Genomic DNA, 15,780 nt, shown 5'->3' with positions numbered 1-15,780 from the left:
GAAGGCGGAGCGATCGCAAGTAGGAGCGTTTCTCGCGCGAAGCGCGAGCGAAGGAATCGGGCCGGCGCCTGCCGGACCGATTCCTTCACACGCTCTGAGCCGACTCCCTCGGACCCATCTCACGACGAAGGCCGGCCAGGTGCCGGCCTTCGTCGTATCCGCCGACCAGAACGAAAGAAGGCCGGTCCCGCAATGGAACCGGCCTTACTTCACGACGCGTCCGCCGGTCAGTCCGCCGTATCCTGCGCGGCGCTGCCCTTCTTCGTCCCCGGCTTGCGGGTGGCGGGCTTCTTCGCCGTCGCCTTCGCCGCGGTCTTCGCTGCGGCCTTGGGCGCCTTCGCCGTCTTCGCGGTCTTCGCTGCAGCGCCGCTCGCCGCCCTGGGGCTGCGCTTCGCCTTGCCCTTCTTCTCGGGGGCGTTGGCCAGCGCCTCCACCGCCTGCTCCAGGGTGAGCTTCTCGGGATCGAAGCCCTCGCCCTTCGACACCGTCGCCGTCTTCTCGCCGTGCTTCACGTAGAAGCCGTACCTGCCGGAGTAGAGGAAGATCGGCGCCTGATCGGCCGGGTGGTTGCCCACGGTCTTGAGCGGCTCCGCCGCAGCGCCGCGGCCGCGGCCCTTGGGCTGGGCGAGGAGCTCCAGCGCCCGGTCGAGCCCGACGGCGAGGACGTCGTCCTCCTTCTTCAGCGAGCGGAAGTCGCCGTCGTGGACCACGTAGGGGCCGAAGCGGCCGAGGCCCGCCCGGACCTCCTTGCCGCTCTGCGGGTGGGTGCCCAGCAGCCGCGGCAGCTCGAGGATCCGCAGGGCCAGCGGTAGATCGACGTCGCCGAGCTGGATGCCGGGCGGCAGCGAGGCGCGCTTGGGCTTCTCCTCGTCGGTGGCGTCGCCGAGCTGCACGTAGGGGCCGTAGGAGCCGGTCTTGAGGAAGACGGGCTTGCCGCTGGCCGGATCGACGCCGATCCCCTGCTCGCGCCGCTCGTACTTCTCGAGGATGTCGTGGACGCGATCGAGGGAGAGATCCCCCGGCGCCACGTCGTCGGGGATCGAGGCCTTGCGGGGCTCGCCGCCGTCCTGGTGGACCTCGAGGTAGGGTCCGAATTTGCCGACGTGGATCTCCACGCCCTCGAGGCCGTCCCCGATCTTCACCAGCTTGGCGTCGCGGGGATCGATCGAGTCCGCCTCGTTCTCGATCCGGGTCTGCAGGCCGCGATCGCCGAGGAAGAATTGGTGCAGGTAGGGCTGCGGCTCGAGCTGCCCCTCGGCGATGGCGTCGAGGCTCTGCTCCATCGACGAGGTGAAGTTCACGTCGACGAGATCGGGGAAATGCTTCTCGAGCAGATCCGTCACCACGAAGCCGGTGAAGGTGGGGACGAGCTGGTTGCCCTGCTTCACCACGTAGCCGCGGTCGATGATGGTGCCGACGATCGAGGCGAAGGTGGACGGGCGGCCGATCCCCTCCTTCTCCATGAACTGGATCAGGGAGGCTTCGGTGAAGCGCGCCGGCGGCTTGGTCTCGTGGCCTTCCGGCACGAGCTTCTCCAGGGCGAGCACGTCGCCCTGCTTCATCGCCGGGAGGAGGCGCTCGCGCTCCTCGAGCGCAGCCTGCGCGTCGTCGGAGCCCTCGACGTAGGCGCGGAGGAAGCCCGGGAAGACGATCCGCATGCCGCTGGCGGAGAAGACCGCGTCGCCGGCGCCGATGCGCACCGAGATCTGGGTCTGCTGCGCGTCGGCCATCTGGGTGGCGAGGGTGCGCATCCAGATCAGCTCGTAGAGGTCGTAGTCGCGGCCGGTGAGGCCGGTCTCCTTCGGCGCGGTGAAGTCCGCCGAGGGGCGGATCGCTTCGTGCGCCTCCTGCGCCCCCTTGGTGCTGGTCTTGAACTGCCGCACGCCGGGGGAGAGGAACTCCTCGCCGAAGCGGGCGCCGACGCAGCGGCGCGCCGCGGTGATCGCCTCGTTGGAGAGGTGCACCGAGTCGGTACGCATATAGGTGATCAGGCCGCGCTCGTAGAGCGACTGCGCGGTGCGCATCGTCTCCTGCGCGCTCATCCCCAGCTTGCGGTTCGCCTCCTGCTGCATCGTCGAGGTGATGAGCGGCGGGGGCGGCCTGCGGGTGACGGGCTTCTCCTCCACCGAGAGCACGGTGAAGGGGACGCCACGCAGCCGATCGACGAGGGCGCGGGCCTTCGCCTCGTCGAGGTGGACGACCTTGCCCTCGACCTTCAGCGCGCCGGTCTTCTCGTCGAAGTCCTTGCCGGTGGCGACGCGGCCCTCGCCCACCTGGATCAGGCGCGCGTCGAAGCGCTCGCCCTTCGCCACGGTGGCGAGCAGATCCCAGTAGCTCGCCTTCCGGAAGGCCATGCGCTCGCGCTCGCGGCGCACGATCACGTCGACCGCCACCGACTGCACGCGGCCGGCGGAGAGGCCGAAGGCGATCTTCTTCCAGAGGAGCGGCGAGAGGCCGTAGCCCACCAGGCGGTCGAGGATCCGGCGCGTCTCCTGCGCCCGCACCAGGCGGTCGTCGAGGCTGCGCGGATGCTCGAGGGCGCGGCGGATCGCGTCCTTGGTGATCTCGTGGAAGACCAGCCGCTCGAACGGAACCTTGGGCTTCAGGACCTCGAGGAGGTGCCAGGAGATCGACTCACCTTCGCGATCTTCGTCGGTCGCGAGGAGGAGGTGGTCTGCATCCTTGAGCAGATCCTTGAGCTCGCGCACCACCTTGGTCTTGCGCCTGGGGACGACGTAGAGCGGGTCGAAGCCCTTCTCCACGTTGACGCCGAGGCGGGCCCAGGGCTCCTTCTTCACCTTCTCCGGAATCTCCGCCGCGCTGGTGGGCAGGTCCCGGACGTGGCCCATGCAGGCCTCCACCCGGTAGCCCGGCGGCAGGAACTTCCGGATCGTCTTCGCCTTGGTCGGCGACTCGACGATCACCAGGGTCTGGGTCTTCTCGTTGCGCGGCATCGCCGTCTCCACCCCTTCCCGTGGCCCATGCGCTTCGCACCGGCCCCTACGGTCGGCTGGTGCCGGGAGAAAACTCCCGAACCGCGGCTGAAACCACACCTCCATCCCTTCGTGCAAGTGCCGCAGAAGGGAAGGGCGCCGCCACCCGCTGTGGGCCTGGGCCCGGAACACCAACAATTCCGCGCCCATAACAGGCAAGGTGGCCCGGGTTTCTTCCCTGCGGTCTTTCCCCCGGTGGGGCATGTGCGCCGGTCGCCTACCTGCCGCCGGCGGGTTGACTCGGTGCGTTGCCGCTGCCCAACTCTTGGGGATGGCCTTCTTCCAGGACCCGCCTCGGCTCGGAAACCAGTTCGCGGAGGATCGCGTCCTCCGTTCCTACCTGACCCGGGTAATGCCCCCCGAGGTGCAGCGGGAGCTCACCCCCTCCCTCGAGGCGATGGGCGCCCTGGCGGCGGGGCCGCTGCTCGAGCTCCAGCGAGCCGATCGCCTCCTCGAGCCGACGCTCACCCAGTGGGACGCCTGGGGCAACCGGATCGACAGGATCGAGCTCACCCCGCTCTGGCGGGAGGCGCAGGCGGTCGCCGCCAGGGAAGGGCTCGTGGCCACGCCCTACGAGCTCCGCCACGGGCGCTACAGCCGCGTGCACCAATTCGCCCTCGTCCACCTCTTCCACCCCAGCTCCGACATCTATACCTGCCCGCTGGCGATGACCGACGGCGCGGCGAAGACGCTGCTCGCCCACGGCAACCGGACCCTCGTCGAGCGGGCGGTGCCGCGCCTCACGTCCCGTGAACCGGCCACGATGTGGACCTCGGGGCAATGGATGACCGAGCGCACCGGCGGCTCCGACGTCGGCCGCTCCGAGACGATTGCGCGGCAGGTGGACGGGGCTTTTCGGCTCCACGGGGTGAAGTGGTTCACCTCCGCCGCCACCTCGGAGATGGCGCTCACCCTGGCGCGGCCGGAAGGAAACGGCCCCGGTGGCAAGGGGCTCGCGCTCTTCTACGTGGAGACGCGGGACGAGCGCGGCGCCCTGAACGGCATCACCCTCCACCGCCTCAAGGAGAAGCTCGGCACCCGCAAGCTCCCCACCGCGGAGCTCACCCTCGACGGCACGCCCGCCGTGCCGGTGGCAGGCCTCGCCGACGGCGTCCGCAACATCGCCCCGATGCTCAACGTCACCCGCACCTGGAACGCGGTGAGCGCCGTGGCGGAGATGCGCCGGGCGGTGGCGCTGGCCCGCGACTGGGGAAGGCGGCGCGTCGCCTTCGGCGGGCCGCTGGCCGAGAAGCCGCTCCATCTCCAGACGGTGGCAGCGCTGCAGGCCGAATACGAGGCAGCCTTCCAGCTCACCTTCTTTGCGGTGGAGCTCCTCGGACGGGAAGAGGCCGGCGAACTCGGCGGGAGCGACGCGGCGCTGCTCCGCCTCGTCACCCCGCTCGCCAAGCTCTGCACCGGCAAGCAGGCGGTGGCCGTGGCCAGCGAGACCCTCGAGGTCTTCGGCGGCGCCGGCTACGTCGAGGACACCGGGCTGCCCCGGCTCCTCCGGGACAGCCAGGTGCTGCCGATCTGGGAGGGCACCACCAACGTGCTCTCCCTCGACGTGCTGCGGGTGATCCAGACGAGCGAGGCGCTGCCGGCGCTGCTGGCGAAGGTGGCGGCGCTCACCGGCGCGGTGCGGGACGCGAGGCTGGCGACGCCTGCGGGGATCGCGCTCGCCGCCGTCGATCGCGCCACCGCCTGGATCACCGAGACGGCGGCGACGGAGCCGGCGCTGATCGAGGCAGGGGCCCGCCACTTCGCGACCACGCTGGCCCGTTCGCTGGCGCTCTCGCTCCTCGTCCACCACGCGCAGTGGTCCCTCGATCACGAGGGTGACGGCAGCGCCGCCGCCGCTGCCCGGCAATTCGCCAGGGCCGGCGTCGACCGCCTCGACGACCTCGACCTCGGCGACGCGAGGCTCCTCGTGCAGGAAGCTTAGAGCGGCAGGACGAGCCTCGGATCCTTCGACTGCGCCCGCTGCCAGGCGGTCCAGGCCGCGACGAAATGGCAGATCCAGCCGAGGAGGCCGCCGGTGCCGAGCCAGAAGCCGGGCGTGACGATCAGCCAGAAGAGGGCACGGAGCCAATCGCCGTTGTAGATCTGCCCCACGCCGGGGATGAAGAAACTCAGGACCGCTGCAACACCGGGACGGCTCATGCTCGCCTCCTCCTCGTAGCTGGCAGGCCCTACGCGCCTCGGGCCCCGGCGGTTCAACAATTCGACTGGCGCCGGGGGGATGCCGCGTTAGGCTGGGGCGTCCACCCAGGGGAGAACGGCCATCCTTTCCGAACTGCTGATCATCGTCGCCCTGGTCCTCGTGAACGGCTTCTTCGCCGGTTCGGAGATCGCCCTGGTCTCCCTGCGGAAGACGCGGCTGCGGGAGCTGGTGGAGAGCGGCAGCGGTTCCGCCGCTGCGGTGCAGCGGCTCCGCGACAAGCCCGAGCGCTTCCTCGCCACGGTGCAGATCGGCATCACCGTGGTGGGCGCCACCGCAGCGGCCTTCGGCGGCGCCTCCTTCGCGGGAGACCTCGAGCCCACCGTCGCGGCGATCCCCGGTCTTGCGCGCTATGCGGGAGAGATCGCCCTGGCGCTGGTGGTGGTGCTGGTCTCCTATCTCTCGCTCGTCCTCGGCGAGCTGGTGCCCAAATCCCTCGCCCTCCGGTCCTCCGAGCGCTACGCGCTGCTGGTGGGCCGGCCGATCTGGGGCCTCTCGCTCCTCGCCAGGCCCCTGGTCTGGTTCCTCACCGCCTCCTCGAACGCGGTCCTGCGCCTCTTCGGCGACAAGACCTCCTTCACCGAATCGCGCCTCTCCCCCGACGAGCTGCAGCAGCTCCTCGAGGAGGCGGCCCGCACCGGCTCTCTCGATCCCGACGCCGGGAACATCGCCTCCCGGGCGATCGACTTCGGCGAGCTCACCGCCTCCGAGGTGATGGTCCCCCGCAACCGCGTGATCGGCATCGAGCGCACCGCGAAGCCGGACGAGCTGCGCCGCGTGATCCTCGAGGAGGGCCACTCGCGGATGCCGGTCTACGAGGAGACCATCGACAACGTGGTCGGCTACATTTCGATCAAGGACGTGATCGCGCTCGCGTGGGAGCAGCAGCTGATCGTCCTCGAGGATCTGATCCGGCCCGCCTATTTCGTTCCCGAGACCATGCTCGCCACCGACCTGCTCCGCGAGATGCAGCACCGCCGCATCGCCATCGCGGTGGTGGTGGAGGAGTCGGGCGGGATGGCGGGGATCGTCACCACCGAGGATCTGATCGAGGAGGTGGTGGGCGAGATCTTCAGCGAGCAGGACGAGCCCGAGCCCGCGCTGATCCACCGCGAGGCGGACGGCACCGCGCTGGTGCAGGCGATCGCGCCGATCCGCGAGGTGAACCGGGCCCTCGATCTCGACCTGCCCGAGGGCGACGGCTGGAGCACGATCGCAGGCCTCGCCATCCACCTCGCCGGCAGGATCCCGGAGAAGGGGACGCGGCTCGAGGTGCGGGACAGGAGCGTCCTCGAGGTGCTCGAGGCATCGCCGCGGCGGGTGCGCCTGGTGCGCGTGGTGCCGCCGCCCCGACTCGCAGCTGGCGAGGAGCCCGCCGAGTAACCTTAGTGGAGCGCCGGCTCCCTCTCCTCGTGGACGACGCCTGCAGCGAGCTGGAGCAGCCAGCGGTAGCGCTCCTCGAATTCCTGCTTCTCGATCGGCGTCGACTCGGCCACCGCGACGCTGCCGTGGATCCACCGGGCCGCCTCCGCCATCGCCTTGCGCTGTGCCTCGTTCGGACCGGTGGCCAGGATCGCCTGCCCCATCACCTCGAACATCCGCGCCGGCACCCGCAGCTGGGCGCTGCTGCTCCGCGCGATCTCGTCGAAGGCATGCCGGAGCAGCGTGCGCAGCCCCACGCTCGGGACGTGCAGCTCGCAGCCGGCGCGGCGCTCCACCCGCCACCCGTCCTCCACCGCGCCGTCACGGGAGAGGAAGCGCTGGATCACCACGCCGATCTCGTTCACCGCCATGTAGGCGGTGGTCACGTCGTTGATGGCGGGCGAGAGGGCCTTGAGCGAGACGTCTACGAGCTGGCGGACCCCGAAGAGCACGTCCTGATCGAGGCTGCGCTGCTGGGCGAAGGCGAAGCCGAGGTGGAGGCGCTTGCACGTCCGCTGGTCGAGGTCGGTCGCCGGCCAGATCGCCACCAGGGGCAGGCCGGGGAGGACGAAGTCGCCGGTGCGGACCTCGATCCGCATCACCTTCGTCCCCGGCGGCGCCGCGCGGAGGAGGTGCTGCTCGTCGACGAGCTCGAGATAGCCCGCCGTCGCGCTGCGGAGGAGGCGCGGCGTCGTCGCCGGCGTGGCGACCTGCGGCGTGGGCTCGACGCGCAAGCGACGCAGCGTCGCCTCCGTGTCCTGGCCGATGGAGCGCACGATCGTCGCCGCGTCGATCGATCGGGCCAGGTGGTGGAGGAAGTAGCCGACGAGGCAGAAGCAGAGCAGGGCGAGGAGAATGGCGCCGAGCAGGCTGAGCCGCGGCGGCGCTGCCCCCTGCGGAAGGGAGAGCGCCACCACCACCAGGTAGGCGACGGCGGCGATGAAGACGGCGAGGACGGCCTGCGTCGGCCGGTCGCCCATGAAGCGCCGGAGCACCCGCGGCGAATATTGGGTCGAGGCGAGCTGCAGCGCGACGATGGTGATGGAGAAGAGGACGCCGAGGGCGGTGGCGACGGCGCTGGCCAGGGTGCCGAGCAGGCTCCTCGCCTGGCTGCCGGGAAGCTGCAGCAGCTGCTCCAGCCAGGCCGGGCGGGAGAGGGCCGTGTGGAGAAAGCGGTCGCGGTCGAGGGCCGGGAGCACGAGGCCGAGCAGGCTGCCGAGGACCACCGCCGCCAGCGGCAGCGTCCAGAGGCTGGTCTTCAGCTGCTCGACGCGGCGCGCGAGGTGGGGCGACATGACCGGCCCTCCGCCAAGGGGGGATCGGGGTGGAGATGGGGCGCCCTCCCCCGAGGGGCAAGCGCCCCGCAGGGTCGGATGGCGGGGAACGTTGCGCGAACGTCTGCCGGGGGCTATCCCCAACGATCTTGAGCACGCCGAGCACCACCCTGCGCCTCCTCGGCGCCATCGCAGAGGTACCCGCCGCCAGCTGGGACGCGCTCCTCGGTCGGGACTCGACGCCCTTCCTCGCCCACGCGTGGATCGACGCCCTCGAGGCCTCCGGCGCCGCAGCGCCGGAGACCGGCTGGACGCCGCGGCACCTCACCCTGTGGCGGGGCGAGCGGCTCGTCGCAGCGGCGCCTGCCTGGGTGCGGGCCGACTCCCGGGGCGAGTTCGTCTTCGACTGGGGCTGGGCCGAGGCGGCGGAGCGCGCCGGGATCCGCTACTACCCCAAGCTCACCGTGGCGGTGCCCTTCACCCCCGCCACCGGCGAGCGCTTCCTCGTGGCGCCCGGCGAGGATCGCGCCGCGCTCGAAACGGCGCTCAGCCTCGCAGCGGTCGAGGTGGCCCGGGAGCTGGGGCTCTCCGGCGTGCACGTGCTCTTTCCGACCGACGGGCAGGGCGAGGCGCTGGAGTCGGCGGGCTACGCCACCCGCGTCGGCCTGCAATACCACTGGCGCAACGCCGGCTACCGGACCTGGGACGATTTCCTCGCCCGCTTCCCGGCCAAGCAGCGCGCCAACCTGCGCAGGGAGCGGGCTGCGGCGGCGAAGCAGGGGATCGAGATTCGGACCCTGCGCGGTGATGAGGTGCGGGCGCTCGACCCCGACCTCGTCCACCGGATCTACCTCTCCACCGTCGACAAGATGGTCTGGGGGATGCGCTACCTGAACCGCGATTTCTTCGCCCGGATCCTGCGCACCGTGCCCGGGGTGGAGTGGGTGGAGGCGCGGCGGGAGGGGAGGGTCGTCGCCGGCGCGCTCAACGTCGCCTCCGCGACGCGACTCTACGGCCGCTACTGGGGCGCGCTGGAGGAGCATCCCTTCCTCCACTTCCACGTCTGCTACTACCACTCGATCGACGATTGCATCGCCAGGGGCCTCTCGGTCTTCGAGCCCGGCGCAGGGGGCGAGCACAAGCTGAGCCGGGGCTTCGAGCCGGCGTTCACCCGCTCCGCCCATTGGCTGGCAGATCCGCGGCTCGCTCGGGCGGTTCGAGAATTTCTCGAGCGCGAAGCGTTCCTGTTGGAGGCACGCGTGGCATCGTACCGGTCCTCTACGGCTCTGCGCCCACAGGAGAGCTAGACAGACATGCCGAGGCAGTTCGAAGACGACACGGGCGTGATCACCCGCACCCTACCCAAGACGAAGAAGAAGCTGGCGAAGCCGCCGATGTGGAAGGTCCTCCTCCACAACGACGACTACACGACCCGCGAGTTCGTGGTGTTCATCCTCCAGGGCGTCTTCCACCGGACCGAGAGCGAGGCAGTGGCCATCATGCTGCACGTCCACAACAACGGCGTGGGCGTGGCCGGCGTCTACACCCGCGACGTGGCGGAGACGAAGGTCGAGAAGGTGAAGGCGCTGGCGAAGGAACACCAGTACCCGCTGTTGTGCACGATGGAGCCGGAGTAGATGGCAAAGACCCCACAGCTCACCACCGATCTGCAGCAGACGCTCGAGCGGGCGTTCGAGACGGCGCGGATGCGCCGCCACGAGCACGTGTCGCTCGAGCACCTGCTCCTCGCGCTCCTCGACGATCCGCTGGCGAAGAAGGCGATCGTCGCCACCGGCGGCGACGTGGCGGAGCTCCGCGACGAGCTGATCACCTTCCTCGCCGACAACTTCGAGGAGCTCCCCGAGGACGCGGAGTTCGAGCCGACGCCGACGCTGGGCTTCGCCCGGGTGATCCAGCGGGCGGCGATCCACGCCTTCTCCTCCGAGCGCGAGGAGGTCGACGGCGGCTCGGTGCTCGCCTCGATCTTCCGCGAGGAGGACAGCCACGCGGTCTACCTGCTCCGCTCACAGGGGATCGAGCGGCTCGACGTGATCCAATTCCTCTCCCACGGCGTGGAGTCCGACCTCGAGGACGAGGAGGAGGCCGAGTTCGCCGCGGCGGACGAGGACGAGGAAGCAGCGCCGCAGGCGAAGGATCCGCTCGAGGCCTACGCCCAGAACCTGGTCGAGCGGGCGGCGGAGGGAAAGATCGATCCCCTGGTCGGCCGCGAGCCGGAGATCGAGCGCACGATCCAGGTGCTCTGCCGGCGCCGCAAGAACAACCCGCTCTACGTGGGCGAGCCCGGCGTGGGCAAGACCGCCATCGCCGAGGGGCTCGCGCTCCGCATCCACGAGGGCAAGGTCCCCGAGCCGCTGGTGGGGGCGGAGGTCTTCGCCCTCGACATGGGATCGCTGCTGGCCGGCACGCGCTACCGCGGCGATTTCGAGCAGCGGCTCAAAGCGGTGCTCAAGGCGCTGAAGAAGCATCCCAACCCGATCCTCTTCATCGACGAGATCCACACGGTGGTGGGTGCGGGCGCGGTGAGCGGCGGCTCGATGGACGCCTCCAACCTGCTCAAGCCCGCGCTCTCCTCCGGCGAGCTGCGCTGCATCGGCTCGACCACCTTCAGCGAGTACAAATCTTCGCTCGATCGGGACAAGGCGTTGGCGCGGCGCTTCCAGAAGATCGACGTGAACGAGCCCACCGTCGAGGAGACGGTGGAGATCCTGAAAGGCCTGCGCTCCCGCTACGAGGAGCACCACGGGATCAGATACACCGACGATGCGCTGGTGAGCGCGGCGCAGCTCGCAGCCAAGCATCTCACCGATCGGCACCTGCCGGACAAGGCGATCGACGTGCTCGACGAGGCGGGCGCCGCGCACAAGCTCCTGCCGCCGGAGAAGCGCAAGGGCGAGGTGACGCCCGACGACGTGGAGATCGTGATCGCCCGGATGGCGAAGGTGCCGCCACGCTCGGTCTCCTCCGACGATCGCAGCGCGCTGCAGAAGCTCGAGCCCGATCTCAAGGCGGTGATCTACGGGCAGGACCCGGCGATCGAGGCGGTGGCCAGCGCGATCAAGCTGGCGCGCTCCGGCCTTCGCGCCGGGGACAAGCCGATCGGCTCCTTCCTCTTCGCCGGCCCCACCGGCGTGGGCAAGACGGAGCTCTCCAAGCAGCTGGCGAAGACGCTGGGCGTGGAGTTCCTCCGCTTCGACATGTCCGAGTACATGGAGAAGCACACCGTCTCGCGCCTCATCGGCGCGCCGCCGGGCTACGTGGGCTTCGACCAGGGCGGCCTCCTCACCGATGCGGTGCGCAAGACGCCCTACGCGGTGGTGGTCCTCGACGAGATCGAAAAGGCCCATCCCGACCTCTTCAACATCCTGCTCCAGGTGATGGATCACGCGACCCTCACCGACAACAACGGCAGGAAGGCCGACTTCCGCAACGTGATCCTGATCCTCACCACCAACGTCGGCGCCAGGGAGCTCTCCGGCCGCCGGGTGGGCTTCGGCGGCGGCGTTCCCTTCGGCAACGCCACCGGCGCGCTGGAGAAGGCCTTCTCGCCGGAGTTCCGCAACCGCCTCGACGCGGTGATCCAGTTCGCGCAGCTGGGGCCCGCGGAGATCGGCCGGGTGGTGGAAAAGAACGTGCGGGAGCTGCAGGCGCAGCTCGCCGACAAGAACGTCACCCTGGAGCTCACCGGCCCCGCCCGCGACTGGCTCGCGGAGCACGGCTACGATCCCGCCTTCGGCGCGAGGCCCATGGCGCGGCTGGTGGAGAAGACCCTGAAGAAGCCGCTTGCGGAGGCGATCCTCTTCGGCGCGCTGGCCGGTGGTGGCAAGGCGACGGTGGTGGTCGAGGGCGAGGAGCTGGCGCTGCGCTACGACGCTGCCTGATCCCCCATTGCACCGAGCGAAGAGCGGGTCCGCACCCCAGGTGCGGGCCCCTTTCCCGTTGGGCCTGCCCGCTTCTCCACAGGGCAGGGGATGGGAGTGCCGAATTCTGCACTATTCCCCCGCCGTGCAGCTGTGGTCGTATCCCCGGCGTATTCGAACCTCTCGCTTGGGGATGGACACCATGAAGCGTTTCGCGATCGTCGCAGTGGCCGCTGGCCTTCTCTCCGGCTGTGCCGCCGGCTCGATGCGCTCTCCCGTGAACGGCTTTCTCTATACCTCCGCCAAGGCCGGCGAGGCCGCAGCGGGCCCCGTGCGCGGCAGCAAGTCGGGCCGCGCCTGCGCCACCTCGATCCTCGGCCTGGTCGGCACCGGCGACGCCTCGATCTCGCAGGCCGCCAGCAACGGCGGCATCAAGGAGATCTCCCACGTCGACGCCGACGTGGAGAACATCCTCGGCATCTGGGCGCAGTACTGCACCGTCGTCTACGGCGAGTAATTCTTCGCATTGCCGGTCGGGGGATCGGCAGGGGCTGCAGCGGATCCGGCGCTGCAGCCCGACCTGTGATCGTCGGGGGACGTGAGCGGGAGCGGCTGCGCGGGGGCGCAGCCGCAAAAGAAAGAGGCGGTGGCGCTCCCAGCGAGTGCCACCGCCTCTTCCTTTTCGCGCGGCGCGCGATTCGATCCGATCAGGCGAAGAAGCGGAAGACGCACTCGGCCACGAGTGCGGGCTTGCTCTCGCCCTGGATCTCCATCGTGTTCTTGAAGATCGCCTCGACGCCGCCCTTCACCTCGTTCACCTCCGCCAGCATCGGCACGAGGCGGTAGGTGGCGCCCTCCTTGAGCGGCGCAGGGTAGCGGACCTTGTTGAGGCCGTAGTTGAGCACGCCGGAGAAGCCGGTGATCTCCACCGCGTCGAGGAAGAGCCCCGCCACCCGCGAGAGCGTGTAGTAGCCGTGGGCGATCGGCGCGCCGAAGGGCGACTCGCGGGCGATCCGCTCCCGGTCCACGTGGATCCACTGGTGGTCGCCGGTGGCGTCCGCGAAGCGCTCGATGTCCTCGAAGCGGAGCGTGTGCCAATCGCCGGGAGCGAGCTCCTTGCCGACGAGTGCCTGCAGGCCGGCGAGCCCCTCGATCTGCGTCTTCTCCATCCGTTCCTCCTGGTGGTTCGCAGGGGCCATTTAGCCCCGAAACGGCGGCGGATGTCTCGCTTAAGGAAGCGGGGCGAAGCCGCCGTGGAAGGACGGGGGCAGGTGGTGGTCGAAATGGGCCCGCGCCTCCACCTCGAGGGTCCTGCCGTCGAGGACTGCGAGGTGGGTCCGGTGGGCTGCTGCGTCGTAGACGAGCGTGAGGGCCCAGCCGTCCTCCTCGGCGGTGGCGCCGGGGCGCTGCACGAAGACCGGCTCGCTGGGATAGCAGCGGGATCCGAGGTCGGCGCTCCGGGCCTCGCCGCTCTGCACGTCGAGGCGGGTGATGGTGTCGAAGAGCCCTGCTGCGCTGCCGGCGTGGGAGGCGAGCCAGGCGAAGCGATAGTCCCGGGCGGTGGTCGCGGGAGCGACCCGCGGGAATTCGCAGGTGCGATCCCAGCGGGTCTCGCTGCGCAGCGTGCGGGCGCGCAGATCGAGGGTCGCCCGGGCGAAGGAGCCGAGGCGCACCGGCCGCTCCTCCCCGTGGGGCAGGCCGCCGAGCCAGTCGTTGATGGTGAAGTCGGGGTAGCGCACCAGGTCGACGACGATGGCGCCGTCCCGCTCGAAGGCGTTGGCGAAGTGGAATTGGAAGAAGGGCTCGGCCTCGAAGCGGATCGCGTGGCCCGGATCGTCGATGGGGACGACCAGCACCTCGGTCCCTGCGTCGGGGCGCCAGGCGAGGTTGTCGCCGTAGGCACCGAGGCCGAGCAGCTGCCGGAGCACCTGCAGGCGGAGCGGGGAGACGAAGAAGACGAGGTGGTGCTCGGTGGCGATGAAGTCGTGGATCATCGTCGGCGCCCGGAGCGGCAGGCTGGCGATGCGGCTGGCAGGTCCGCCGTCGGGGAGCGCGAAGAGATCGAGCAGGGTCTGCCGTCCGAAGCGCAGGCCGAAGTTGTAGGAGGCCCGGCGCGCGGGCACGCGGTGCGGGTGGGCGGAGAAGGTGGCGGGGATCACACCGCCGAAGTCGGTGGTGCCGATGGTGAGCAGATCGTCCGGATCGATCTGCGTGGGTTTGCCCCCCTCGAAGAGCGCGTAGAGGGCGCCGTTCCAGGCGAAGACCGAGGTGTTGGCGGCGTTCTTGGTCCGGTGGCGCAGCCGCGCGATCGGCCCGCCGGCGGCGACGGTGCCGTAGCCCTCGAAGATCCGGTGGCCTGCGAGCCGCTCTTCGACCAGCCCCTCGCTCATCACCAGGCGCACCGCGCCGCGGGCCGCTCCGTCGCCGGCCAGGCGCACGGCGGAGACGGCGCCGTCGCCGTCGAACCAATGGCGGTAGCGCTCGCCATGGGAGGAGAAGAGGGCGGGGCCGTTGCGGTAGAGCGTCCCGCGGAGCTCTGGCGGTAGGCGGCCCTCGATCCGCAGCGGCTCGAAGCCGTGCTCGCGGGGGAGGTCCTGGAAGGCGCGGCGCCAATCGGCGGCGGTCCTTGCGGCGAGGTGGGGGGCGGTGGCCTGCATCTGCTCTCTCCTCTGCGCTTGCGCCGTGGCGGCGGATGGTTGATGTAGACAGTGGAAACATGATGGGTGTTGTTGACGATGTCAACATGCCCCGTGGCGGAGGTGGAAATGGGCCGGGAGAAGACGGGGAGCTACCACCATGGCGATCTGCGCCGGGCGCTGCTCGACGCCGCCCTCGAGATGGTGCGGACCGAGGGCGTGGCCCAGGTGGCGCTGCGGGAGGTGGCGCGCCGGGCGGGGGTGAGCCATACGGCGCCCTACCGCCACTTCGCCTCGAAGGAGGCGCTCCTCGCGGCGGTGGCGGAGGAGGGGTTCCTGCGCTTCGCCGCGGCGCTGGCGGACGCCGCCGCCTCCGCCTCGGACCCGATCGCCGCGCTGCGGGCCACCGGCGTCGCCTACGTGGGCTTCGCGGTGGAGCATCCCGCCCACTTCCGGGTGATGTTCGCCCCCGGCGCCAATGCCGCCGAATTCCCCTCGCTGGCGCAGGCTGCGGAAGGGGCCTTCGGTGTGCTCGTCCGGACCCTGCAGGCGGGGATCGACGCGGGGCGCCTCGTCGACAGGCCGGCGCAGGAGCTGGCGCTCACCGCGTGGTCGCTGGTGCACGGCCTCGCGCAGCTGATCCTCGACGGCCAGCTCCGAGGTGCAGGCGCGCCGCTGGAGCTCGCTGCGGCGGCGACGCAGCGGCTGGTGGAGGGGCTGGCCGCCCCGGCACCCGCTGCCCGGCGTCCGGCGCCGCGGTCGCCCCGCAAAGGCCGCTGACGGAGTAGCATGCCCGCCGTGAAGACGAACGCTGCCAGGCTCCTCGACAAGCTGGGGATCTCCTACGAGCTCCGCACCTACGCCTTCGATCCCGACGACCTGGCCGCGGAGTCGGTCGCCGCGAAGATCGGCCTGCCGGCGGAGCAGGTCTTCAAGACCCTGGTCGCCAGGGGCGATCGCAACGGCGTCCTCTTCGCGGTGGTGCCGGGCGACGCGCAGCTCGACCTCAAGGCGCTGGCGAAGCTCTCGGGTGATCGCAAGGTGGACACCGTGCCGCTCAAGGAGGTGCAGCCTCTCACCGGCTACATCCGCGGCGGGGTCACCGTCTTCGGTGCGAAGAAGAGCTTCCCGGTCTACGTGGACGAGACGATCGAGCTCTTCGACGTGATCTCGATCTCCGCAGGGGCGCGGGGGACGCAGATCCTCCTCGCGCCCGCCGACTATCTGCGCGCGGCGGCGGGCCAGGTCGGACCGATCGCGAAACCGAAGGACGCGGCCTGAACCGGTCGTCCTCGACGAATGAAGGCCCGGTCTCCTCGCGGAAGCCGGGCCTTCTTGGTTTCCAGCGCCGGGGCGCGG

General features: G+C 70.4%; 13 protein-coding genes. 8 read left to right on the top strand and 5 right to left on the bottom strand.

The features are described from left to right. Positions 1-227: 227 nt before the first annotated feature. The gene (gene topA / locus ACESMR_RS14815) at positions 228-2,954 is read right to left on the bottom strand and encodes a type I DNA topoisomerase (protein WP_373047872.1); all 2,727 of its coding nucleotides are present in this window, start codon (positions 2,952-2,954) and stop codon (positions 228-230) included. Positions 2,955-3,264: 310 nt separating this feature from the next. Here topA and ACESMR_RS14810 point away from each other — a divergent pair, with 310 nt between their 5' ends. Then, positions 3,265-4,935, top strand: coding sequence for an acyl-CoA dehydrogenase family protein (locus tag ACESMR_RS14810; RefSeq protein ID WP_373047871.1), 1,671 nt, complete (start codon positions 3,265-3,267; stop codon positions 4,933-4,935). Here ACESMR_RS14810 and ACESMR_RS14805 read toward each other — a convergent pair. After that, complete coding sequence (locus ACESMR_RS14805; RefSeq protein ID WP_373047870.1) at positions 4,932-5,153, bottom strand: hypothetical protein; 222 nt, start codon at positions 5,151-5,153, stop codon at positions 4,932-4,934. The two genes, ACESMR_RS14810 and ACESMR_RS14805, sit on opposite strands and share 4 nt — an antisense overlap. Positions 5,154-5,295: 142 nt before the next feature. Between ACESMR_RS14805 and ACESMR_RS14800 the strand changes: the two genes are divergently transcribed. Beyond that, a complete protein-coding gene (locus tag ACESMR_RS14800; RefSeq protein ID WP_373047877.1) occupies positions 5,296-6,594 on the top strand; it encodes a hemolysin family protein in 1,299 nt (432 codons plus the stop codon). A 2-nt stretch (positions 6,595-6,596) separates the two neighbouring features. Here the strand turns inward: ACESMR_RS14800 and ACESMR_RS14795 are convergent, their stop codons facing one another. Continuing rightward, entirely contained in the window at positions 6,597-7,928 is a 1,332-nt protein-coding gene (locus ACESMR_RS14795) for a DUF2254 domain-containing protein (protein WP_373047869.1), read from the bottom strand. Positions 7,929-8,056: 128 nt separating this feature from the next. Between ACESMR_RS14795 and ACESMR_RS14790 the strand changes: the two genes are divergently transcribed. From ACESMR_RS14790 to ACESMR_RS14775, 4 genes are all read left to right on the top strand, one after another. Beyond that, positions 8,057-9,214 (top strand): GNAT family N-acetyltransferase, encoded by a 1,158-nt coding sequence (locus tag ACESMR_RS14790; RefSeq protein ID WP_373047868.1) that lies wholly within the window; start codon positions 8,057-8,059, stop codon positions 9,212-9,214. Between the two features lie 6 nt (positions 9,215-9,220). Beyond that, positions 9,221-9,544 (top strand): ATP-dependent Clp protease adapter ClpS, encoded by a 324-nt coding sequence (gene clpS, locus ACESMR_RS14785; protein ID WP_373047867.1) that lies wholly within the window; start codon positions 9,221-9,223, stop codon positions 9,542-9,544. Beyond that, the gene (clpA, locus tag ACESMR_RS14780; RefSeq protein ID WP_373047866.1) at positions 9,545-11,806 is read left to right on the top strand and encodes an ATP-dependent Clp protease ATP-binding subunit ClpA; all 2,262 of its coding nucleotides are present in this window, start codon (positions 9,545-9,547) and stop codon (positions 11,804-11,806) included. Between the two features lie 181 nt (positions 11,807-11,987). Continuing rightward, positions 11,988-12,302, top strand: a complete 315-nt coding sequence (locus ACESMR_RS14775; RefSeq protein WP_373047865.1) for a TRL-like family protein — start codon at positions 11,988-11,990, stop codon at positions 12,300-12,302. Between the two features lie 190 nt (positions 12,303-12,492). Here ACESMR_RS14775 and ACESMR_RS14770 read toward each other — a convergent pair whose 3' ends face one another. Together ACESMR_RS14770 and ACESMR_RS14765 are read right to left on the bottom strand one after the other, a co-directional pair. After that, entirely contained in the window at positions 12,493-12,954 is a 462-nt protein-coding gene (locus tag ACESMR_RS14770; protein ID WP_373047864.1) for a MaoC family dehydratase, read from the bottom strand. Positions 12,955-13,014: 60 nt separating this feature from the next. Next, a complete protein-coding gene (locus ACESMR_RS14765; RefSeq protein ID WP_373047863.1) occupies positions 13,015-14,442 on the bottom strand; it encodes a carotenoid oxygenase family protein in 1,428 nt (475 codons plus the stop codon). A gap of 108 nt (positions 14,443-14,550) precedes the next feature. On the opposite strand from ACESMR_RS14765, the gene ACESMR_RS14760 reads away from it, so the two are divergent. Beyond that, positions 14,551-15,201 carry a TetR/AcrR family transcriptional regulator gene (locus tag ACESMR_RS14760; protein ID WP_373047862.1) on the top strand — a complete coding sequence of 217 codons (651 nt, stop codon included), beginning with the start codon at positions 14,551-14,553 and terminating at the stop codon, positions 15,199-15,201. 18 nt (positions 15,202-15,219) lie between these two features. Further along, entirely contained in the window at positions 15,220-15,702 is a 483-nt protein-coding gene (ybaK, locus tag ACESMR_RS14755) for a Cys-tRNA(Pro) deacylase (protein ID WP_373047861.1), read from the top strand. Positions 15,703-15,780: the final 78 nt, after the last annotated feature.

Source organism: Vulgatibacter sp. (genome assembly GCF_041687135.1).
Lineage (GTDB): Bacteria > Myxococcota > Myxococcia > Myxococcales > Vulgatibacteraceae > JAWLCN01.
Note: the sequence above shows the minus strand (reverse complement) of the source record. Positions and strands in the feature narration are given on the sequence as shown.